23 protein-coding genes, 1 pseudogene and 2 riboswitches are annotated in these 18,979 nt (G+C 64.1%); of the genes and pseudogenes, 9 read left to right on the plus strand and 15 right to left on the minus strand.

Translation table 11 applies throughout. From position 1 onward, the window contains the following. Positions 1-26: 26 nt before the first annotated feature. Positions 27-234, minus strand: a riboswitch (cobalamin riboswitch). A gap of 55 nt (positions 235-289) precedes the next feature. After that, a riboswitch (cobalamin riboswitch) is annotated at positions 290-505 on the plus strand. 101 nt (positions 506-606) lie between these two features. From AC5QPF_RS16915 to AC5QPF_RS16935, 5 genes are all read left to right on the plus strand, one after another. Next, the gene (locus AC5QPF_RS16915; protein WP_494958984.1) at positions 607-795 is read left to right on the plus strand and encodes a CbtB domain-containing protein; all 189 of its coding nucleotides are present in this window, start codon (positions 607-609) and stop codon (positions 793-795) included. 11 nt (positions 796-806) lie between these two features. Next, positions 807-1,499: a CbtA family protein gene (locus tag AC5QPF_RS16920; protein ID WP_494958985.1), complete on the plus strand. Its 693-nt coding sequence runs from the start codon at positions 807-809 to the stop codon at positions 1,497-1,499. Then, complete coding sequence (locus tag AC5QPF_RS16925; protein ID WP_494958986.1) at positions 1,499-1,924, plus strand: cobalamin biosynthesis protein; 426 nt, start codon at positions 1,499-1,501, stop codon at positions 1,922-1,924. Before AC5QPF_RS16920 ends, AC5QPF_RS16925 begins: the two co-directional genes overlap by 1 nt. Before the next feature lie 29 nt (positions 1,925-1,953). Beyond that, the gene (gene cobM / locus AC5QPF_RS16930; RefSeq protein WP_494958987.1) at positions 1,954-2,700 is read left to right on the plus strand and encodes a precorrin-4 C(11)-methyltransferase; all 747 of its coding nucleotides are present in this window, start codon (positions 1,954-1,956) and stop codon (positions 2,698-2,700) included. 69 nt (positions 2,701-2,769) lie between these two features. Next, positions 2,770-3,015, plus strand: coding sequence for a DUF1272 domain-containing protein (locus AC5QPF_RS16935; RefSeq protein WP_494958988.1), 246 nt, complete (start codon positions 2,770-2,772; stop codon positions 3,013-3,015). Positions 3,016-3,130: 115 nt separating this feature from the next. Here AC5QPF_RS16935 and AC5QPF_RS16940 read toward each other — a convergent pair whose 3' ends face one another. Both AC5QPF_RS16940 and hpaR read right to left on the minus strand, forming a co-directional pair. Next, a complete protein-coding gene (locus tag AC5QPF_RS16940; RefSeq protein WP_494958989.1) occupies positions 3,131-3,430 on the minus strand; it encodes a hypothetical protein in 300 nt (99 codons plus the stop codon). A gap of 170 nt (positions 3,431-3,600) precedes the next feature. Beyond that, positions 3,601-4,023, minus strand: a complete 423-nt coding sequence (hpaR, locus tag AC5QPF_RS16945) for a homoprotocatechuate degradation operon regulator HpaR (RefSeq protein WP_458976766.1) — start codon at positions 4,021-4,023, stop codon at positions 3,601-3,603. A 364-nt stretch (positions 4,024-4,387) separates the two neighbouring features. On the opposite strand from hpaR, the gene AC5QPF_RS16950 reads away from it, so the two are divergent. Next, positions 4,388-5,200 (plus strand): gamma-glutamyl-gamma-aminobutyrate hydrolase family protein, encoded by an 813-nt coding sequence (locus AC5QPF_RS16950; protein ID WP_494958990.1) that lies wholly within the window; start codon positions 4,388-4,390, stop codon positions 5,198-5,200. Positions 5,201-5,376: 176 nt separating this feature from the next. Here the strand turns inward: AC5QPF_RS16950 and AC5QPF_RS16955 are convergent, their stop codons facing one another. Together AC5QPF_RS16955 and thpR are read right to left on the minus strand one after the other, a co-directional pair. Beyond that, entirely contained in the window at positions 5,377-6,399 is a 1,023-nt protein-coding gene (locus AC5QPF_RS16955; protein ID WP_494958991.1) for a hypothetical protein, read from the minus strand. Between the two features lie 73 nt (positions 6,400-6,472). Continuing rightward, positions 6,473-7,027, minus strand: coding sequence for an RNA 2',3'-cyclic phosphodiesterase (gene thpR / locus AC5QPF_RS16960; protein WP_494958992.1), 555 nt, complete (start codon positions 7,025-7,027; stop codon positions 6,473-6,475). Positions 7,028-7,143: 116 nt separating this feature from the next. Between thpR and AC5QPF_RS16965 the strand changes: the two genes are divergently transcribed. Continuing rightward, entirely contained in the window at positions 7,144-7,587 is a 444-nt protein-coding gene (locus AC5QPF_RS16965) for a GNAT family N-acetyltransferase (RefSeq protein ID WP_494958993.1), read from the plus strand. Positions 7,588-7,955: 368 nt separating this feature from the next. Here the strand turns inward: AC5QPF_RS16965 and AC5QPF_RS16970 are convergent, their stop codons facing one another. Continuing rightward, positions 7,956-8,819, minus strand: a complete 864-nt coding sequence (locus tag AC5QPF_RS16970) for a methyl-accepting chemotaxis protein (RefSeq protein ID WP_494964192.1) — start codon at positions 8,817-8,819, stop codon at positions 7,956-7,958. Positions 8,820-8,861: 42 nt separating this feature from the next. Continuing rightward, positions 8,862-9,515, minus strand: a pseudogene (locus tag AC5QPF_RS16975) (hypothetical protein); the annotation flags it as partial. A 358-nt stretch (positions 9,516-9,873) separates the two neighbouring features. Between AC5QPF_RS16975 and AC5QPF_RS16980 the strand changes: the two are divergent. Continuing rightward, positions 9,874-10,641, plus strand: a complete 768-nt coding sequence (locus AC5QPF_RS16980; protein ID WP_494958994.1) for a hypothetical protein — start codon at positions 9,874-9,876, stop codon at positions 10,639-10,641. Positions 10,642-10,749: 108 nt separating this feature from the next. On the opposite strand, the gene AC5QPF_RS16985 is transcribed toward AC5QPF_RS16980, so the two are convergent. Next, the gene (locus tag AC5QPF_RS16985) at positions 10,750-12,648 is read right to left on the minus strand and encodes a M14 family zinc carboxypeptidase (protein ID WP_494958995.1); all 1,899 of its coding nucleotides are present in this window, start codon (positions 12,646-12,648) and stop codon (positions 10,750-10,752) included. Positions 12,649-12,721: 73 nt separating this feature from the next. Between AC5QPF_RS16985 and AC5QPF_RS16990 the strand changes: the two genes are divergently transcribed. Further along, complete coding sequence (locus AC5QPF_RS16990; RefSeq protein ID WP_494958996.1) at positions 12,722-13,048, plus strand: cupin domain-containing protein; 327 nt, start codon at positions 12,722-12,724, stop codon at positions 13,046-13,048. A gap of 94 nt (positions 13,049-13,142) precedes the next feature. Here the strand turns inward: AC5QPF_RS16990 and ureG are convergent, their stop codons facing one another. From ureG to AC5QPF_RS17030, 8 genes are read right to left on the minus strand one after another with little or no spacing between them, the layout of a single operon-like run. Then, the gene (ureG, locus tag AC5QPF_RS16995; protein ID WP_042128532.1) at positions 13,143-13,763 is read right to left on the minus strand and encodes an urease accessory protein UreG; all 621 of its coding nucleotides are present in this window, start codon (positions 13,761-13,763) and stop codon (positions 13,143-13,145) included. Positions 13,764-13,773: 10 nt separating this feature from the next. Then, positions 13,774-14,448 (minus strand): urease accessory UreF family protein, encoded by a 675-nt coding sequence (locus AC5QPF_RS17000; protein WP_494958997.1) that lies wholly within the window; start codon positions 14,446-14,448, stop codon positions 13,774-13,776. After that, positions 14,448-14,993 (minus strand): HupE/UreJ family protein, encoded by a 546-nt coding sequence (locus AC5QPF_RS17005; protein ID WP_494958998.1) that lies wholly within the window; start codon positions 14,991-14,993, stop codon positions 14,448-14,450. The genes AC5QPF_RS17000 and AC5QPF_RS17005 overlap by 1 nt, the downstream gene beginning before the upstream one ends. Positions 14,994-15,013: 20 nt before the next feature. After that, positions 15,014-15,499, minus strand: a complete 486-nt coding sequence (gene ureE, locus AC5QPF_RS17010; protein ID WP_494958999.1) for an urease accessory protein UreE — start codon at positions 15,497-15,499, stop codon at positions 15,014-15,016. Positions 15,500-15,513: 14 nt separating this feature from the next. Continuing rightward, complete coding sequence (ureC, locus tag AC5QPF_RS17015; RefSeq protein WP_494959000.1) at positions 15,514-17,217, minus strand: urease subunit alpha; 1,704 nt, start codon at positions 17,215-17,217, stop codon at positions 15,514-15,516. Then, complete coding sequence (locus AC5QPF_RS17020) at positions 17,214-17,534, minus strand: urease subunit beta (RefSeq protein WP_494959001.1); 321 nt, start codon at positions 17,532-17,534, stop codon at positions 17,214-17,216. The genes ureC and AC5QPF_RS17020 overlap by 4 nt, the downstream gene beginning before the upstream one ends. 24 nt (positions 17,535-17,558) lie before the next feature. After that, on the minus strand, positions 17,559-17,861 hold the full coding sequence (locus tag AC5QPF_RS17025) for an urease subunit gamma (protein WP_494959002.1): 303 nt from the start codon (positions 17,859-17,861) through the stop codon (positions 17,559-17,561). Between the two features lie 11 nt (positions 17,862-17,872). Continuing rightward, positions 17,873-18,706 (minus strand): urease accessory protein UreD, encoded by an 834-nt coding sequence (locus AC5QPF_RS17030; protein ID WP_494959003.1) that lies wholly within the window; start codon positions 18,704-18,706, stop codon positions 17,873-17,875. Positions 18,707-18,979: the final 273 nt, after the last annotated feature.

Consider the following 18,979-nt stretch of genomic DNA (forward strand, 5'->3'; position numbering starts at 1 on the left):
CGCCACCGGATCACCCCGCCCGGTTGAAGTGGAAACTGTTCGAGGCAGGTCTCCTGGCTTGTGCTGTGCCCCGGGGCAGCATCGACGCCTTCCCGCCGTTTTCGGCAGTGGCTGTGGTCGATGGTTCAGCACTTACAGTTGCGGGGGCAGCCGCGGAATGACTGTGATCAGCGCACCGCGTTCCCGTCTTAGCTCCGGCCACGACGCCGGAGAACCTCGAACCGGCAAGGCTACGCAGTGCCCGGAGGTCGGTCAACCGCTGTATTGACGGATGTCAATGCGCGTGATTTCCTAGCGCGATCGTTTGGGTGCCTTTTTTATTACAAGGTGAAACGGGAAACCGGTGCGCAATGACCGTTCAAGGTCATGCCAGTCCGGTGCTGCCCCCGCAACGGTAAGCGAGGAAAGCGTCAGATCCACTGTGCCCGCAGTCCGGCATGGGAAGGAGACGCCACGGCTCAATGCCCTCGCAAGCCCGGAGACCGGCCCGACGCAGAATTGACCAAACCCGCGGTGGGCGGGCGACGTTGCACCTCCCGGACGCTCCGTGCCCGGAGGTTCTTCGCGCTTGCCTGTCGCCGAGACGACACTCACGAGGAAAGCGCCATGTCCGTTACCAGCACCGCCAGCCACGCCAGCAGCACCTCCACCACCCTCAGCCAGCGCATCGTCGCTGCCGTCGGCGCGTCCGTGCTGGGCCTGTGCCTGGTCTACTTCGCCGGTTTCTCGCATATCGAAGCGGTGCACAACGCCGCCCACGACACCCGTCACAGCGCCGCCTTCCCTTGCCACTGAGGCCTGACCGCATGTTCACTCGCATCGCACGCACCGCGGGCTTCACCGGCCTGCTGGCCGCCCTGCTGCTGACCCTGCTGCAAAGCTTCTGGGTGTCGCCGCTGATCCTCCAGGCGGAAACCTACGAGAACTCGGCACCGGCTGCGGCCCATGAACACGAGCACGCCGATGGCGCTGCAGCGGGTCATGAGCACAGCGAAGAAGCCTGGTCACCGGAAGATGGCTGGCAGCGCGTGCTGTCCACCACAGGTGGCAATCTGGTGGTCGCGGTGGGCTTCGCCCTGCTGCTGGCTGCCATGTACACCCTGCGCGCCCCGGGCAGCATCGGTGCTGGCGCACTGTGGGGCCTGGGCGGTTTCGCCGTGTTCTGCCTGGCACCAAACCTCGGCTTGCCGCCGGAACTGCCGGGCACCGCCGCCGCCGACCTGGCCCAACGCCAGTTGTGGTGGATCGGTACCGCTGCCGCAACCGCGGTAGGCCTGGCACTGATCGCCTTCGCCGGCAACTGGGTGTTGAAGGCCGCCGGCCTGGCGCTGCTGGTGATCCCCCACGTGATCGGCGCGCCGCAACCGGAAGTTCATGAAAGCCTGGCCCCGGAAGCGCTGGAGTCGCAATTCATCGTCGCCTCGCTGCTGACCAACGCCGGTTTCTGGCTGGCCCTGGGCCTGATCAGCGCCTGGCTGTACCGGCGCAAGGCGGCCTGATGCCCGTCCCACCCGGCGTTGCCCCGCTGTACGCCGGGCTGGGCTGCCGTCGCGGCACGCCGGCGAGTGACCTGGCCGGCGTGCTGCGCCAGGTCCTGCAACACCACGACCTGCCCTTCTGCGCCCTGGCCGGACTCGCCAGCATCGACCTCAAGCGCGACGAACCCGGCCTGCTGCAACTGGCCGAAGACCTCGCCTTGCCCCTGCATTTCTACAGTGCCGTCCAGCTTGCTCCGTTCACCCCGCGCCTGAGCCATCGCTCGGCCACGGCCTTTCGCCATACGGGTTGCTACGGCGTCGCGGAAAGCTGCGCCCTGGCCCTGGCCGAACAACTGGGCGGTGCCACGGCACAACTGCGTGTCGAACGCCTCGTGCAGGATGACATGACCCTGGCATTGGCCTGGGTCCCCGTTTCTGGCGGATAATCCGCCGCCTTCCGTTCAGAGACCCCAGCATGACCGTCTATTTCATCGGCGCCGGCCCCGGCGATCCGGAGCTGATCACCGTCAAGGGCCAGCGCCTGATTCGCCAGTGTCCGGTGATCATCTACGCCGGTTCCCTGGTGCCCACCGCAGTTCTCGACGGACACACGGCCGAGACCGTGATCAATAGTGCCGAACTGCATCTGGAGCAGATCATCGAGAGGATTCGCATCGCGCACGAGAAAGGCCAGGACGTTGCCCGGGTGCACAGTGGCGACCCGAGCCTGTATGGCGCCATCGGCGAGCAGATCCGCCACCTGCGTGAGCTGAACATTCCCTACGAGATTATCCCCGGTGTCACCGCCACAGCAGCCAGCGCGGCCCTGCTGGGCTGCGAGCTGACCCTGCCGGATATCGCCCAGAGCGTGATCCTCACCCGCTTCGCCGATTCTTCGCCGATGCCCGAGGGCGAAGCCCTGGCCAGCCTGGCAGCCCACAAGACCACGATGGCGATCCACCTTGGCGTGCGTCATCTGGCGCGGATCGTCGAGGAACTGCGCCCGCATTACGGCGGCGATTGCCCGATCGCCGTGGTCCATCGCGCCACCTGGCCGGACCAGGACTGGGTGCTCGGCACCCTGGACGATATCGTCGCGCTGACCGGGGCCAAGGGGTTCCGGCGCACGGCGCTGATCCTCGTGGGAAGGGTGCTGGCCAGCGACAGCTTCAGCGAGTCGGCGCTGTACCGCGCGGGGCATGCGCACCTCTATCGGCCTTGAGGTGTATTGCATTGCCATCAGGGCGGCTGCACATTACCGCGACGACCACCTTTGGAAAGGAACGCCCCGATGCTGGAACTTCGCCCTTGCTGTGAATGTTGTGCCACGCCACTGCCCGGCGACAGCCGCGAGGCGATGATCTGCTCGTTCGAATGCACCTATTGCCGTAGCTGTGCCGAAGACACGCTCAAGGGCAAGTGCCCGAACTGCGGGGGTGAATTACAACCGCGGCCGGCACGGGTCGGGGAAAAACTGGCGAAGAATCCGGCGACTACGGTGCGGACAGTGAAGGCGCAGGGCTGTCCCGCTCATTGAGGAGGGGGGGCTGATGGCCTATCGCGGGCAACGCCCGCTCCCACAGGGTCCAGATGCGACGCGGACCTTGTGGGAGCGGGCGTTGCCCGCGATAAGGCCAGAACAGACGACCTCGCTAATGCGGCTGCATCTTGCTCTTGACGAACCCCACCACCCAGGTCAGCACCGCGCCACCGGCACCACCGCCGATCACGCTACTGATGATGGCAGGAAGATCCAGGCTGCCTTCGGCCCCCGCCTGGCTCAGGGACTGATCGCCGGTCACCGCGGCAAGCACCTGCCCCAGCACCACGCCACCAACCCCGCCGAGCACGGAGTTGAGCACCGGGCCCATGCCCTGCTTGCTCAGGGTCCCCGCCGCATTGCCGCCTACCGCACCACTGATGATCTGAACAGCCAAGCCAATGAAGTCCATCGCAATTGCCCTCTGTAGCGCCTGAAATGACGACTCGCGTGCGGGCTACTGCGGATACGGCACTACCACCGGGCATAGAGACGTCGTGGTCCGACCAACGACGGCAGACTGTTGCGGATACCCGACAGTATATGTAGGACTTTTCAGTTGCGCGAATGACGTGCCACGGATCAGGGCTTTACGTTCTTGAGTTCGTTCAGCAATCCCAGCAGTGACTGCAGCTTTTCGTCGCCGAACTGTTCGAGGATGCGCTGGTAGTTGCGCTCCATGTCCTCGCTCATATCGATGAAGCACTGTTGGCCCTGCTCGGTGAGGCCGACGAAAACCCGGCGCTGGTCCTGGGTGGATTTCTTGCGTCGCACCAGGCCGTCACGCTCCAGGCGGCTGAGCACGCCGGTCATGCTCGGCTTGAGGATGCAGGCCTGCTCGGCCAGTTGATGGCTTTCCAGCTCGCCCTGCTGGCGCAGGATGCGGATCACCCGCCACTGCTGCTCGGTGAGCCCGTGTTCGTTGAGGGAGGGACGGAAGAAGGCCATGGCAGCCTCGCGGGCCTGCAACAGAGTGAGGGTCAGGGAAGGTCTTGGAATGGGCATGATCAGGCTGTTATCGACGGAGATTCCGCAGCTTAAGAGGCGGACCGGCGGGCCGCAAGTTTCGACAGCGGCACGCTGGATCACTCGTCAAAAATATTGAACTGGTCTGTGAGGTAAACCTGACATTTCTGCTTGCCTGATCAGGTAGTTAAACGATAAATCCAAGGCTTTACGTTAAAAAATACGCACACAAAAACCGGATTCCGCTTGATATATTTAACGGCTCTGGCAAGCTATGGGGCAGGTTTCGACCGGGAATCGACGTTCGCGTGCACCCGGCAGTGCTCGAAACCTCAGGCAGCATCAGGTCCGCACCGGTGCGCCTGCACAACAATGACAGGCTGCGCCTGTCCCAAGGTGACATATGCCCAACAGCAACATTGGCAATAAGAATCAGAAATCCCGCAAACCCGTGGTCCTGATGACCATGGGCACTCAAGAGCGCAAGGGTCACGACTACCAGGTAATGACCCACAAGTACATCGTCCCGCTGGTGGAACATGCCGACTGCGTCCCGGTCCTGGTTCCGACCTGCTGCGGCGTCGAAGACCTCGAGCAATACCTGGACATGGCCGACGGCGTGTACCTCACCGGTGCCGGCAGCAACATCGACCCTGCCCTCTACGGCCAGGAAAACGAGACTCCGGGCAAGGCCCAGGACCGCGACCGCGACCTGTTCGACCTGCCCCTGGTGCAACTGGCGATCGCCCGTGGCCTGCCGATCTTCGGCATCTGCCGTGGCATGCAGGAAATCAACGTGGCACTGGGTGGTGACATCTACCAGAAGGTCTACGCCGAGCCAGGTTTCAACGACCACCGGGAAAACCCGGACGATCCGGTGGACGTGCAATATGCCCCGTCCCATAGCGTGCGCCTCAAGCCTGGCAGTTGGCTGCAGGAACTGCTGGAAAGCGACGAAATCCGCGTCAACTCGCTGCACGGTCAGGGCCTGAAGACCCTGGGCGAAGGCGTCGAGCCGCTGGCTCACGCCGAGGACGGCCTGGTCGAGGCCATCCACGCACCGAGCCTTTCGCCCTTCCTGTTCGCAGTGCAATGGCACCCGGAATGGCAGGCCGCGAAGAACCCGGATTCGGTGCGCATGTTCGAAGCGTTCGGTGAAGCATGCCGTGCTCAGGTAAGCAAGAAGCAACAAAGCAAGACTCAAAGCATCGCTTGAAGAAAGCATCGTAAACTACTGATTTAAAACGACTAATGGCCGTATCGAAATTTTCTTCGATACGGCCTTTTTCATGCTTCGAATCCAATAAAAAACATCATGAAACTGAATTAACCTATTGTTTTAAATATATTTTTAATAAATCTAGAATTCACTTTAACTCCCCATCCTCCTTTCTACGGCAACGCATCCATCCGCGGCGTCATCTGCGCCGGGACCGACAGATTTCCCTCGACCTGCCCCGACAACGACCAGACCCCGGCCATGACCCCCGTGGCATGATTCTCCATCAGGTTTTGCCACTCCTCGTTCAGCGCCACGTTAAGGATCACCCGCAGTTGCTCGACCATTTCCGGCCGGTCGCTCTCATGCATCATCGCGCCGATCCCCGCCGAGGCTACGGATATCGCCATCCCGGCCGCTTTGCCCACCGCCGCCGCCACGGCGCTCAGGGCACCACGGGGAGCCAGTGTCGCTTCCAGGCGGGAGCTGGCCTTGCTCGCCACCGATGACAGGCCCTTGTCGGACGCCGAGGCGTTCACCGCAGCGCCTTTGCGAATCTGCTCGTCCAGAGCCCGCCAGGCCGGCAACTTGATGAACGGCTGTGCCGCCAACAGTTGCTGCAGGCTGGCATCACGCGCCGCGGGAGGACCGAGGGCGATGGCAGGAATGCGATTCAGGTGCAGGGCGAACTGGTCGGGCGCTGGTCGATAACGCTGCTGGATACCCGCCACCTCCCGACCCAGCAACTGCACGTACAGTTCGGTGGCGCGTTCGCGGATCAGATCAGGGTTGATCTGCTCGGCGACCGGCTCCAGCACCCGCTCGCGATAAGCCTCCTGCAGGTACAGCGCCAGGCGGTTATCACTATCGGGGTGATCGCGGTCCTTGCTCATCTTGTACCAGGCGACTTTGAGGGTCAGCCATTGCTGGGTCCAGTAGCCGGTGAACCAGGGAATGAAATTCGACTCGGTATGCTTCTGCACTTCCTCGCGCCATACCTGCATCGAGCGCCGAGCGTAATCCCCGGCCGAGCCAGCGGCACCGCGGGAAGCCATGACGATCTCGCGATCCACTTGCTGCCAGGCAGCGGGCGACAGCACCACCGGCGGCGTTTCTGGCACGCGCTGGCGTGAACCGCAGCCCGCGAGGACCAGCAGCGCCAACAGCAACGCGAGACTCAAGGGATGCCGGTTCAAGACCTTACCCCGCCACGCACGAGGACCTGTTTGGAGTATAGGAACGGTGCCGCACCGGTGACCTGACTTTTGATCAGCCGACCTGAGTCAACAGCGGCCACTGCGCCAGGGCTTGATAGCGCCCCTTGTACGACTCGTACAGGACAAACTCCCGCGCGCTCCAGCGAAACTCGGGCGCCGACATCGCCTCAGGCACTTCGTTGTGGAAATCGCGCATCAGGGTCAGATGCGGACGAAACTCCCGGGGATCGACCATGAAGCCCAGCGGAGCCATTGCCTCCTGCAATTGGTACACCCAACGCAGCAAGGCCGCAGGGGGGTGCTCCGCCGTGAGGACCAGGGCCTGGCTGCGACGCCAGACTTCCAAACGATCGAGTACCAGCGGCGTCAGACGTTCCAACGGCGGCACCCGCGCGGCCGCTTCGAGAATCGAAGGCAACTGACTCACCCCTGCAGTACCGAGAAACATCAGTGTCAAATGAAAGTTCTCCGCCGCTACCGGCCGGCCGCTGCGCAGGCGCAGGTCGGCGCGCCAGCGCGAGAGCGCCTTGCCTTGCGCCGGAGCACAGGGCAAGGCGAAGAACAGGCGCTTGAAGGGTTCGTTGGGGCCTGGTTCGTTGCTGTTCATGGACACTCCCCTGTGCGGTGATTCGCCAGCGTGCATGTCCTTGTGACCTGAAACAAGACGTGACGATCCCTGACGGGTATCCTGCGTCGCGCAATCGTTTGCAGAATGGAGTCCGCATGAACCTTGAATTGCGCATCGCCACCGCGGCGGATGTCGAAACCCTGTTCGACATCCGCACCAGCGTTACCCAGAACCACCTGTCCCGCGAGCAGATGGCCGGTCTGGGCATCACCCCCGAGGCGTTGTCCTCGATTCTTGAGCAGGAACCCTGTGCCTGGATCGCCCACCGCAACGGCGAGGCCGCCGGCTTCGCCATGGTCGATGGCGAGATCGGCGAGGTGTTCGCCCTGTTCATCCGACCGGGTTTCGAGAGCTTGGGAATTGGCCGGGCCTTGATGGCGCGGGCCGAGGAATATCTGTTCGAGCGCCATGCGCTGATCTGGCTGGTCACCGACGGCAACCCGGGGATCCGGGCCAATGGCTTCTACCAGCGACTGGGCTGGCAACGAGTCGGTCGGGTAGATGCGCGGGATGTGCGCTACGAGAAGCACCGCGGATAGGCAACTGGCCTTATCGCGGGCAACGCCCGCTCCCACAATGACCGCAGCGACGTCGAACCCTGTGGGAGCGGGCGTTGCCCGCGATGAGGCCCTCAGCAAAAACCCGGCACTTGAGTCAAACCGGCGAAATCGTCCCCAATGCCCCGATCACGATCGCCAACGCCAGAAACCCGAAAAGAAAAATCGCCATCTTGCCCATTACTGCCTCCGCTTGATCACCGCGGCGACCACCTCGGGGTGATCAGCCGGTCAGACGACCCGGACCAGGAGCGCCCGCTCCGTCCTGGGGCCGTCTGCATGGGGCTTATTGTCCTCAAGCGACTGTTTGCATAACAGATTCAGAAAGCACGGAAAAATACGGATCAGATTCAGAACCTGAAGTGCCCGACCATCCCGTGCAACTGCTGGCTAAGATGGCTCAGTTCGGTACTGGCCGCGGAAATCTCCGCACTGGCGGTGGCCGACTCCTCGGCAGTCTCGCGCACTCGGGTGACGCTCTGGTTGATTTCCTCGGTCACCGCCGCCTGCTCTTCCGCAGCCGTGGCGATCAGCTCGCTCATCTGCTGGATGTTCGAGACCTGCCGTGTGATGTGCTCCAGGGCCATGCCAGTGTCGCGCACACCACTGACCGAAGCGTTGGTCTGGGCCAGATTGGTCTGCATCATCCCGCTGCTTTCGTTGGCGATCTGCTGCAGCGTAATGATCAGTTGCTCGATCTCGCTGGACGACGCCTGGGTACGCTGCGCCAGATTGCGCACCTCATCGGCGACCACGGCAAAGCCACGCCCCGCCTCGCCGGCCCGAGCGGCCTCGATGGCGGCGTTGAGCGCCAGCAGATTGGTCTGTTCAGCCACTGCCTTGATCACGTCGAGGATGGCGCCGATACGTCCACATTCCTGTTGCAGACGGCCGAGGGATTCGGCGGAAATGCCGACACCGCTGGCCATCGTCTCGATCTGCCGGATCGCCTGCTGCGACAGGGCCAGCACGCTGGTCACTTCATGGTCGGCGCCCTTGGCCGCGCTGGCGGCTTGCTCGGAGTTGCGCGCCACTTCCTGCACGGTGGCGGCAATCTCGTTCATCGCCGTGGCGACCATGTCGGTTTCGTTACGCTGGCTGTCGATACCTTCGCGGGTGGTGCTGGTGATCGACGCCAGTTGCGAGGCCGAGGCCGCCAGTTGCTGCGAGCCGCTGCCGATCTGCGAGATCACTTCGCGCAGGCTGGCGTTCATGCTGTCCAGCGCGCGCAACAGCACGCCCAGTTCGTCATCCCGGACAGAGTGGGTGTCACTGGTCAGGTCGCCGCCGGCAATGCGCTGCGCGGTCTTCACCGCCTCGCGCAGCGGGTAGACGATCTGCCGGCTGATCAGCAAGGCGACGATGATGCCGCAGACAATCGCCACCAGGGTGATGACCGCCAGCAACAGATGGGTGTTGCTCACCTGAGCGGACGCACGGGCTTCCTCGGCGTAGTACAGCGCGTTAGCGCCATCCTGGAGTTGCGAAAGCAACTGGTTGGCGGCGGTCAGCTCGGCCACCGAACGGGCCTTGTCGCGGGCCTCGCCGTAGACCTGCAAGTCCGCCTGGAGCTTCTGTGCGGCGCCTAGGTCCTGCGCCGGCCAGCGCCCCTCGCGGGCATCGCGCACCAGTTGGTCGAAGCCTTGCTTGAGCTTGTCGTGATGTTCCTGGTGCTCGGCCTGATGTTGGGCATCATTGCTCAGGGCCAGGTTGTAGTTGGCCTCGCGGGCGAAGACGATCTCGTCGAACAGGCCGCTGATGAAACTGATGCGCGACAAAGAGGCACTGCTGTTCTGCAGCCCGAAGCCACCCAGCAGCGACAACAGCAGGGCAAAGGCCAGCAGCAGGCCAAAGCCAAGGCCCAGTTTGCGGGTAACGCTGAGGTTCTTCAGCGTGAATGCCTGTGACATAACGTTCTCCAACCTGTGAATTCACCCGAACATCTGGAAGTTCCTTGTAGGCGCAAGCAAGCTCGCTCCCACAGTCATTTGGGAGCCAGGAGTGTTCCGAAGGGAATTCACGCGCTGGGCATCCATGCGGTTCCCCCAAGGGCGGGAAACCTCTTTTGCCCGGGCTTCCGGTGCCCGGCATTACCCTACTTATAGTAAGGGAATGGTAACATTCGCAAACGATTGATCTCAATATGACACCATTGTCTGTTCACGACTACGCAGACCTCCCCATCAGTGCCCTGCGTGCTACGCTGCCCCCCCGCCGGAACGCCTGCGTTGTCTGCGGCCACAAGGATTGAAGACCCAGGGAAAGGACATGAGCGAAGCCCGAAAAAACCTTATCGATCAGGGCAGTATCGAAACCCGCAACCTCGCCGAATGCCTCGCGGTGGACCAGCGCGCACTGGTCGCAAGCCTGGCCTCCACCATCGACCCGGCCCTCGCCGAGGCTCTTCGCGACGCTGCAGAAGCCAGCCATTCGCAAGGTATCTCGAAAAAAGTTGCAACAATTGGCCTGGCACTCGGCCAATGGCTGGAAACCGCCGGCGAGCGACAACGTGACCAGCAGCCACTGCTGTTCGCCCACCCCTCAGACACCGTGCGCGGCTGGGCCGCCTTCGCCAATGCCTGGGCGCTGCGCAACGCCAGCGCGCAACAGGCACTGGCGAGTCAACTGCGCTTTGCCGTCGACCCGCATTTCGGCGTCCGCGAGTGGGCCTGGCTGGCGCTGCGCCCGCAACTGGCGAGCGACCTGGAGGGCAGCCTCGCCCTGCTCTCTCATCACACCGGACACGCCGATCCCCTGGTGCGCCGTTTCTGCGTCGAGGTTCTGCGTCCACGTGGCGTCTGGTGCGAACACATCGCCCGTCTCAAGAAAGAGCCGGAGATCGCCGAGGCCTTGTTGATCCCCCTGCTGGCCGAAGCCGACAAGTACCCGCAGGACTCGGTAGCCAACTGGCTCAACGACGCAAGCAAGACCCGGCCCGACTGGGTACTGGAATTGTTCGAGCGCTACCCGCCGGAGTGCAAGGCCTCGATGCGGATCTTCAACCGGGCGACACGCAGCTTGCCGGCTACGGCCTGACCCGCACACTCAAATGGCAGCCTGCGCCAGCAACCAGTCCTGCACCACTGCAAGGGTCGTCGGCGTGTCCAGGCGCTCCACCAAGACAAATGGGGCCCCTTGCGCCCGTCAGTACACCGTTCCAACCGGGTAGACGAAAGCATTCACGTCATAGAACGGCGTGCGCTGATAAAACCAGTTCAGCCGCGCCGTCGGATCGCCCGCAAATGCCTTGTCGTTCCTCAGTTTCTGTTCAAACTCGGCCTTCAGCGCCGCATCCTGCTCCAGCATCCTCCTCGCCATTGGCTCCATCACATACTCCTCCGGCTCCTCCGCCGCGATCAGGGTCGAGTTGAAGAAGCCCCAGGACCAGAACGAATCCGGGCTTTCCGGGTGCAGCAGGTTCACCGCCAGCACGCCCAGCGGCTGGTCGACATCGATCAGCACCGAGCCTGCCGGGAAGGTCTGCAGGCGCTGGAACGGCTTGCCGGTACCGCTAACCAGCAGGTGCCCTTCATAGCCGGGAATCTGGTTGACCGCAGCGCGATCCGGCTCGAAGCCGCCGGCCACTTTCACGTCGTCCATGCGGTACAGGGTCACCGCCACTGCAGTGGGTTTGTCCAGGGTGCGCATGGCGATGCCATGGGCCTTGAGCCGGGCGATCACATCGCGCCACTGCGCGGGGACGATGTATTGCTTCGGCCGCTTGACCACCAGGTCCGGCTCGGTGTTGCCGGTGACAGGGACGTCGAGGGTCTTCGGCTGGTTGCTCCAGACGATGGTCTTCGCACCGGTGATCGGCGAGTCCTCATAGCGGTATTCACCCACCGTGAAAGGCACGGTTTGCGCCTTGCCGGGCTTCCAGGTCAGGATCACGTCCTTCTGCGCGGCGAGACGCTTGCGGTCCTGTTCGATGGCGGCGCGCAGCGAATCGGCCTGCTGGCCGATCACCTCGAACATCGCCTTGAGCATCACATAGTTGCCCAGCACCTGGGTGCGGTATGGGTGCAACGCATGCTGCTCGATCAGGATCGAAGGCACGTTGCGGATATCACCGTACTGATTGGAGAAACGCGCCAGATCCGTGCGGTACGGGTAGTAGCCCTGGGTCGGGTCCTGGTTGTCGTTGAAGCTGATGCATTCGTGGACCACATGGCCCTGGTCCTGCAGCGCCTTGTACACCGGGCCGCGCATCGTGCTGTCCATCCAGGCGCTGCTGGCCGGCGACCAGCCGTTGCCGTTGTGACAGTACGAGCTGTCGTAGGGGTACATGGCGCCGTCGGTGGAATGGGTGTCGGCGAAGAAGCTCAGCTCGTAGGTGTTGAACACCCAGGCGACGTTGCGGATTTCTGCACTGTCGAGCTTGGTGAAGTCGCGGTTGAGGTTGTAGTTGAGACCGTTGACCCGCCAGCCGGTGATGTCCGGGCCGTTCTGGTTGATCCGCCCGTAGGCGCTGCGGCGCACGTCGCCGTCAATGTTGACCGTGGGAATGAACAGGATGTTGACCCGCTCCAGCAATGCGGCCAGGGGCTTGTCGCCGGTGGTCATGTCACGCAGCAGCATGAACATGGCGTCCTTGCCGTTGGATTCGCCAGGGTGGATCTCGGCCTCGACAAAGATCGTCGGCTTGCCGGTCTTCTTCAGGCCGGAGGGGGACTTGTCGCTGGACAGGGACACCACGGCAAGGACCATGGGGTAGCCCTCTGCGCTCTTTTCCGGCAACTCGCTCAAGGCCACCTTGCCGCCCGACGCCGCGGCCAGCTTGCGCAGCCAGGCGCGGCTTTCCTCGTAGGTGCTGGTCTGCTTGAAGTCGCTGGATTCGGCGACCGTCACCAATGGATTGTCGGGCTTGGCGATATAGCGGGTGCTGGTGAGCTGCTGTTCGAACATCGCTGGGAGGATGCGCTGCTTGGCCGCCTCGGGGTAACCGCTGTCGTTGATATAGGCCGGCGCCGAGGGCAGCGCGGCCAGGGCGGACTGGCTGGTGCCGAGCAGCAGCGCGGTGAAAAGCAGGTGCGGATGCTTCATGGGGAGTTCCTTCTCACACGGGAAATGGCAACCTTAGAGCACATTGCCAATCGATACGAGGGACGTTTCAGCCATGTTGAGCAACCTGTTTAGCGGAGTGAGCGAATCGTCCGTGGACGAGCGCTTCGATGATCTGCTGGCCCGACCCGGGGTGCGCATCGAGCGGATCGTGTCCAATGGGCAGAGCAGTGCGCCGGACTTCTGGTACGACCAGGATGAGGGGGAATGGGTGATGGTGCTGAGCGGCTCGGCGTCGGTACGCCTGGAGCATGAGGTGGAGGCGCGGGTGTTGGGGCCGGGGGATTTCCTGGATATTCCGGCGCACTGTCGGCATCGGGTGGAATGGACGGATGCCGGGCAACCAACCGTGTGGCTGGCTGTGTTCTATGCAATGGACTGAGGGCCCCATCGTGGGCAACGCCCGCTCCCACAAGGTCCGCGTGCGCCGCGACACCGGTGGGAGCGGGCGTTGCCCACGATGAGGCCAGCGGGCTTTACACCGCCCGCAACATTCCCCGATCCACGATGAAGTCGATCAAGGTCTGCAACCCATGCCCGGTCTTCAGGTTGGTGAACGCCCAGGGCCGCTCCGGCCGCATGCGCCTGGTATCACTCTCCATCACCTCCAGCGAAGCCCCGACATAAGGCGCCAGGTCGATCTTGTTGATCACCAGGAAGTCCGACTTGGTGATCCCCGGCCCGCCCTTGCGCGGGATCTTCTCGCCCTCGGCGACATCAATCACGTATACGGTCAGGTCGGCCAGCTCCGGGCTGAAGGTGGCACTGAGGTTGTCACCACCACTCTCGACGAAGATCACCTCCAGATTGCCGAACTTGCGCGCCAGCTCTTCCACTGCCGCCAGGTTCATCGAGGCGTCCTCGCGGATCGCGGTATGCGGGCAGCCACCCGTCTCCACACCGACGATGCGCTCCGGTGCCAGGGCCCCGGCCTCGGTGAGGATGCGCTGGTCTTCCTTGGTGTAGATATCGTTGGTCACCACGGCGATTTCATAGTGGTCGCGCATGGCCTTGCACAGCGCTTCCAGCAGCGCGGTCTTGCCGGACCCGACCGGGCCACCGACGCCGACACGCAGGGGTTGCTTGTAGCTTTGCATAACGAATTCCTCAGGATCGGAACAATCGGGTGTATTGGGTTTCGTGGCGCGACGAGGCGATCGCCAGCAATGGCAGGCCGCCGCCCAGTTCTTCATCGGGCACTGCCAGTGCACGCTCCAGCACTGCCGGCAAGGCTTCGGACAGATCACGCAGCAGGCTCTGCGCCGCCTGCTGGCCGAATGGCACCAGCTTGACCCCGGCCATCACTGCGCCTTCCAGCCAACTGAAGCCATGACCCAAGGCGAGATCGCGCAAGGGAATACCCCAGTGCACCGCCAGCCAGGCCATGCCGCCCAGTTGGCTCAGTTCCAGACTGGCTCGCCACTGCGCCGCCTGGCCCAGTTGCCAGCCATCCAGCAGGCGGGCCAGGGCCGCGCCGCGCTGGCGTTCTTCAGTGCGCAGCTCGGCGGTCTCGCGGTTGGCCAGCAGGAAGCGCGTCCAATGGGCGAAGGCCTCGGCATCGTCGCGCTCGCAGGCGTGGTACAGACGCGCCAGCAGCGGCCAGTCGAGATAGCCGAGGGTGTCGTCGACCTGCTGCAGTTGCCAGGCCCGAAAGCCCTCGGCGCCCTGCACCCAGCCCGCCTCCACCGCCCACTCCAGCCCCTGCGAGTAGGTGAAACCACCCACCGGCAGGCCGGGACTGGACAGTTGCAACAGGCGCAACAGCTTCAGCGCGCTGTCCATCAGCCCGCCATCAGCATCGCCGCGCCAGCCAGCAGGCCGCCGCCGAAGGCCTGTTGCAGGCGGGTGTGGCGACGCAGCAGGCAGCCGACGCCGAAGCCGGCGACCAGCAGCAGGCCGCTGACGGTGACGAAACCGGCGCTGAACATCCAGAACGCGCCCGGGCTGGACTCAACGCCATGGGCCCAGCCATGGAACAGGGCGAACACCGGCATCACCAGCGACAGCAGCAACTGGCGACGCGGCAGGAGCATGGCGGCGCCGGCCACCAGCAACGAGCCGAGGATCATCTCTTCCATACCGATCACACCACCGAACAGATGACCCAGCACCGCGCCGCTGAACATGGCGAACAGGGTCAGCGCCGGCAGCACCAGGCGACTGCGGGTCAGCGCCGCGAGAATGCCGGTGCCGAGCAGCATCAACAGGTGGTCGAGGCCGGTCAGCGGGTGCAGCAGGCCGTCCTGCAGCGGATTGGTGTCATGGCCCGGGTGGGCCAAGGCCGGAACGGCGACCAGTAGCAGGGTCAGGGCGAGCAGTTTCTTCATGGGTTTCTCCTTGTTGGAATTCACAACGCGGCCTGGGCCGGCAGGCGGACGAACAGGTGATCGCTATGGGCATGGCTGTGCGGCGCACTCTGGTAGGCGCCCGCCTCCGGTTCGAACGGTGCCTGCTCGACCACGACGTCAAGGCCGAAGCCACGGACCATGTCGTCCAGCACATGGTCATGCTGGTAGCGCAGGAAACCGGCCTCGACCTGCAGCGGCACATGACGGTTGCCCAGGTGATAGGCGGCGCGGGCCAGAGCCAGAGGATCGGCGCAGTACACGCTGGAGACTTCCTCGTCGGCGGCGATCACCCGCACCACCTCCCCGCCCGTCTCGTCCGCCAGCAACTCGCCACCGCGGATCAATTGGCCGCGTTCCAGCAGCAGCCCGGCATCACGGCCGTCGTCGAGGGTGATGCGCACCCGGCTCTTGATCCGGGTGTCCAGGCTCAGCGTGGCGCTGGCGGTCGCAACGCCCTCTTCCACCCTGCGGGTCAACAGAATCATCAGGTTCTCCTTGCTCAGAACAGAAAGTAACGCTGGGCCATCGGTAGCACCGTGGCCGGCTCGCACACCAGCAACTCGCCGTCGGCGCGCACCTGGTAGGTCTGCGAATCCACCTCGATATTCGGCATCAGGCCGTTATGCACCATGTCGCCCTTGCGCACCGTGCGGCAGCCATGGGCCAGTCCGATCAGGCTGCGCAGGCCGAGTTGCTGGTGCACGCCACGGTCCAGGGCCTCGCGGGAGAGGAAAGTCATCCGTGTGGCATGCCGCGCCGCGCCAAGGGCACCGAACATCGGCCGATAGTGCACCGGCTGCGGGGTCGGGATCGAGCCATTGATATCGCCCATCGGCGCCGTGGCGATCATCCCGCCCTTGATCACCAGGGCCGGCTTGACCCCGAAGAACGCCGGCGACCAGAGCACGATATCGGCCAGCTTGCCGGCCTCCAGCGAGCCCACCTCATGGGCGATGCCGTGGGTCAGCGCCGGGTTGATGGTGTACTTGGCGATGTAGCGCTTGACCCGGGCGTTGTCGCTGTACGACGAATCCCCGGCCAGCGGCCCGCGGCGCAGCTTCATCTGGTGCGCCACCTGCCAGGTGCGCAGTACCACCTCGCCGACCCGGCCCATGGCCTGGGAGTCCGACGAGGTCATGGAGAAGGCACCGAGGTCGTGAAGGATGTCCTCGGCGGCGATGGTCTCGCGGCGGATGCGCGACTCGGCGAAAGCCACGTCCTCGGCGATGCTGGTGTCCAGGTGGTGACAGACCATCAGCATGTCGAGGTGCTCGTCCACGGTGTTGACCGTGTACGGCAGGGTCGGGTTGGTCGAGGACGGCAGCACATTGGCGAAGCTGGCCGCGCGGATGATGTCCGGCGCGTGCCCGCCGCCCGCGCCTTCGGTATGGAAGGTGTGGATGGTGCGGTCGCCGATGGCCGCCAGGGTGTCCTCGATGCAGCCGGATTCGTTGAGGGTGTCAGTGTGAATCGCCACCTGCACGTCCATTTCCTCGGCCACGCCCAGGCAGCAGTCGATGGCCGCCGGGGTCGAGCCCCAGTCCTCGTGCAGCTTGAGGCCCACGGCACCGGCGGCGATCTGCTCGCGCAGGGCTTCGGGACGGGAAGCGTTACCCTTGCCCAGCAGGCCGATGTTGATCGGCAGTTCATCCGCCGCCTGGAGCATGCGCGCCAGGTACCAGGGCCCGGAGGTGCAGGTGGTGGCGTTGGTGCCGGTAGCCGGCCCGGTACCGCCGCCGATGAAGGTGGTGATGCCCGAGGTCAGCGCTTCTTCCACCTGCTGCGGGCAGATGAAGTGGATATGGGAGTCGATGCCGCCGGCAGTGACGATCTTGCCTTCGGCGGCGATCACCTCGGTGCCCGGCCCCACCGGCAGGGTCACGCCAGGTTGCACATCAGGGTTGCCGGCCTTGCCGATGCCGAAGATGCGCCCGTCCTTGACCCCGATATCGGCCTTGACGATGCCCCAGTGGTCGATGACCAAGGCGTTGGTCAGCACCAGGTCCATGGCTTCGGCGGCGAGCATCTGGCCCTGGCCCATGCCGTCGCGGATCACCTTGCCGCCGCCGAACTTGACCTCTTCGCCATAGAGGGTGAAGTCCTTCTCCACCTCGACCCACAGCTCGGTGTCGGCCAGGCGCACGCGGTCGCCGACGGTGGGGCCGAACATGTCGGCGTAGGCCCTGCGGGAAATGCGGCTCATGCGTCGGCCTCCAGCTTGCCCATGACCTTGCCCTGGAAGCCGTAGACCTCGCGCTTGCCCACGTAGGGCACCAGGGTCACGCTGCGCGCCTGCCCCGGTTCGAAGCGCACCGCGGTGCCGGCCGGGATGTCCAGGCGATAGCCGCGAGTGGCCTCGCGCTCGAACACCAGAGTGTCGTTGACTTCGAAGAAGTGATAGTGCGAGCCGACCTGCACCGGCCGGTCACCATGGTTGGCCACGCTGACACTGATCGTCGCGCGGCCGGCATTGAGTTCGATATCGCCGCTGTCGGCGACCTGGATTTCTCCGGGAATCATCCTGCTCTCCTCTTTAATGCCGACTCAGACGATCGGGTCATGGACGGTGACCAGCTTGGTCCCGTCGGGGAACGTCGCTTCGACCTGGACGTCGTGGATCATCTCCGCCACGCCCTCCATCACCTGGTCGCGGCCCAGCACCTCGCGGCCCAGGTTCATCAGTTCGGCGACAGTGCGGCCGTCACGCGCGCCCTCCATCACCGCCGCGCTGATCAGTGCCACCGCTTCCGGGTAGTTGAGCTTGAGGCCACGGCCCAGGCGGCGCTCGGCGAGCAACGCAGCGGTGAACAACAGCAGTTTGTCTTTCTCTCTCGGGGTCAGCTCCATGGTCGCTCTCTTCAGGTGGCCCAGATCCGTGGCGGGCATGGCGCAAGGCCGACAATGGCCGGACGCAGTGCCTGCCACAGGCGCAGCAAGGTGGATTGAAGGCGTTGGTTGTCGTGGTCCAGCAGGCGGACAACCAGCAATTGGCCAAGCAGGGTCGCGCCAGCGGGGACGGCGAGATGCTCGATAAGGGTGCGCGCCTGCTCCAGCAACTCAGGGGTGGCCGGGGCGGCGCAGAAAGTGGCTTGCAGCGGGTAGCCGGCGAGCTTGTGCAGGCTGTCGCCGTCGATGCGCAGGCGTTCGTGCAGGCCGGGATCGTCCGGCAGGTCGATCTGCAGAAGGCTGTCCAGCGCGCCGTGGCTGAAGGTTTCGTTCATCACCGGCCGGCCCAGGCAGAGGATTTCCCAAGCCAGCAGGCGGGCGCCGGGGGCCAGGCTGAAGCGGTTCTCAAGGCGGGCCCGGGCACCGGGAAAGCAGATGTTGCCGTGGGGTAGCCACTCCAGGGTGGCGCCTTCGGCCAGATGAAAATGCTGCTTGAGCACCGAAACGGGGCCGGCGCTGCGGTAGAACTTGGTGGCACCGGGCATGGTCAGCAGCGCGTGGCTGCCGGGTTCCAGGTGCACGTCGAGGGTCAGCCGGTCACCGCCGACCACGCCGCCTGGGGGGTGCAGCACATAGACGTGGCATGGGGCGCCCTCCGGGTAGAAGGGTCGCTGCACCAAAAGAGGTCCGAAATGACGCCGCGCACCAATACAGGTCCTCCCGTTGCGCTGGACAAAGCGCAATTTCAGCTCGGCGCTCCAGCCGGCGGTGTCATCCGCCGGTGCGAGCAGTTCGGGTAGGGACATTGTGACGCTTCCGATAAACGCCGCGTTTACTGGGAAAATTCTGTAATCCCGAGACTACGCGGCTGATTAAGACTGTCTGCGCAAGCCTTGTAGTTGGCGGGTTTGCGCGGACCTGATCGATCGATCAGTAATCGATGGAAGCTGTAAAAGCATATTGCGGGCCAGAATGGCGCATGCAGGGGATTTCTTGCGGGGGTGTGCACTGGGATGGGGATGGCGCGCTCTGGGAATTGCTTTGCCCGCCAGGGCCTCATCGCTGGCAAGCCAGCGATG

It is taken from the genome of Pseudomonas sp. Con_6 (assembly GCF_059379395.1).

What these genes read in the sequence shown, in the direction of transcription:
- ureE (WP_494958999.1), bottom strand. Translation starts at nt 15,499, where the DNA reads ATGATTCTGTTGACCCGCAGGGTGGAAGAGGGCGTTGCGACCGCCAGC.
- AC5QPF_RS16940 (WP_494958989.1), bottom strand. Translation starts at nt 3,430, where the DNA reads ATGGACTTCATTGGCTTGGCTGTTCAGATCATCAGTGGTGCGGTAGGC.
- AC5QPF_RS16965 (WP_494958993.1), top strand. Translation starts at nt 7,144, where the DNA reads ATGAACCTTGAATTGCGCATCGCCACCGCGGCGGATGTCGAAACCCTG.
- AC5QPF_RS17030 (WP_494959003.1), bottom strand. Translation starts at nt 18,706, where the DNA reads ATGTCCCTACCCGAACTGCTCGCACCGGCGGATGACACCGCCGGCTGG.
- AC5QPF_RS16925 (WP_494958986.1), top strand. Translation starts at nt 1,499, where the DNA reads ATGCCCGTCCCACCCGGCGTTGCCCCGCTGTACGCCGGGCTGGGCTGC.
- AC5QPF_RS16920 (WP_494958985.1), top strand. Translation starts at nt 807, where the DNA reads ATGTTCACTCGCATCGCACGCACCGCGGGCTTCACCGGCCTGCTGGCC.
- AC5QPF_RS16950 (WP_494958990.1), top strand. Translation starts at nt 4,388, where the DNA reads ATGCCCAACAGCAACATTGGCAATAAGAATCAGAAATCCCGCAAACCC.
- hpaR (WP_458976766.1), bottom strand. Translation starts at nt 4,023, where the DNA reads ATGCCCATTCCAAGACCTTCCCTGACCCTCACTCTGTTGCAGGCCCGC.
- AC5QPF_RS16990 (WP_494958996.1), top strand. Translation starts at nt 12,722, where the DNA reads ATGTTGAGCAACCTGTTTAGCGGAGTGAGCGAATCGTCCGTGGACGAG.
- AC5QPF_RS16970 (WP_494964192.1), bottom strand. Translation starts at nt 8,819, where the DNA reads ATGAACGCCAGCCTGCGCGAAGTGATCTCGCAGATCGGCAGCGGCTCG.
- AC5QPF_RS17025 (WP_494959002.1), bottom strand. Translation starts at nt 17,861, where the DNA reads ATGGAGCTGACCCCGAGAGAGAAAGACAAACTGCTGTTGTTCACCGCT.
- thpR (WP_494958992.1), bottom strand. Translation starts at nt 7,027, where the DNA reads ATGAACAGCAACGAACCAGGCCCCAACGAACCCTTCAAGCGCCTGTTC.
- ureC (WP_494959000.1), bottom strand. Translation starts at nt 17,217, where the DNA reads ATGAGCCGCATTTCCCGCAGGGCCTACGCCGACATGTTCGGCCCCACC.
- AC5QPF_RS17020 (WP_494959001.1), bottom strand. Translation starts at nt 17,534, where the DNA reads ATGATTCCCGGAGAAATCCAGGTCGCCGACAGCGGCGATATCGAACTC.
- AC5QPF_RS17000 (WP_494958997.1), bottom strand. Translation starts at nt 14,448, where the DNA reads ATGGACAGCGCGCTGAAGCTGTTGCGCCTGTTGCAACTGTCCAGTCCC.
- ureG (WP_042128532.1), bottom strand. Translation starts at nt 13,763, where the DNA reads ATGCAAAGCTACAAGCAACCCCTGCGTGTCGGCGTCGGTGGCCCGGTC.
- AC5QPF_RS16980 (WP_494958994.1), top strand. Translation starts at nt 9,874, where the DNA reads ATGAGCGAAGCCCGAAAAAACCTTATCGATCAGGGCAGTATCGAAACC.
- AC5QPF_RS16985 (WP_494958995.1), bottom strand. Translation starts at nt 12,648, where the DNA reads ATGAAGCATCCGCACCTGCTTTTCACCGCGCTGCTGCTCGGCACCAGC.
- AC5QPF_RS16935 (WP_494958988.1), top strand. Translation starts at nt 2,770, where the DNA reads ATGCTGGAACTTCGCCCTTGCTGTGAATGTTGTGCCACGCCACTGCCC.
- AC5QPF_RS17005 (WP_494958998.1), bottom strand. Translation starts at nt 14,993, where the DNA reads ATGAAGAAACTGCTCGCCCTGACCCTGCTACTGGTCGCCGTTCCGGCC.
- cobM (WP_494958987.1), top strand. Translation starts at nt 1,954, where the DNA reads ATGACCGTCTATTTCATCGGCGCCGGCCCCGGCGATCCGGAGCTGATC.
- AC5QPF_RS16915 (WP_494958984.1), top strand. Translation starts at nt 607, where the DNA reads ATGTCCGTTACCAGCACCGCCAGCCACGCCAGCAGCACCTCCACCACC.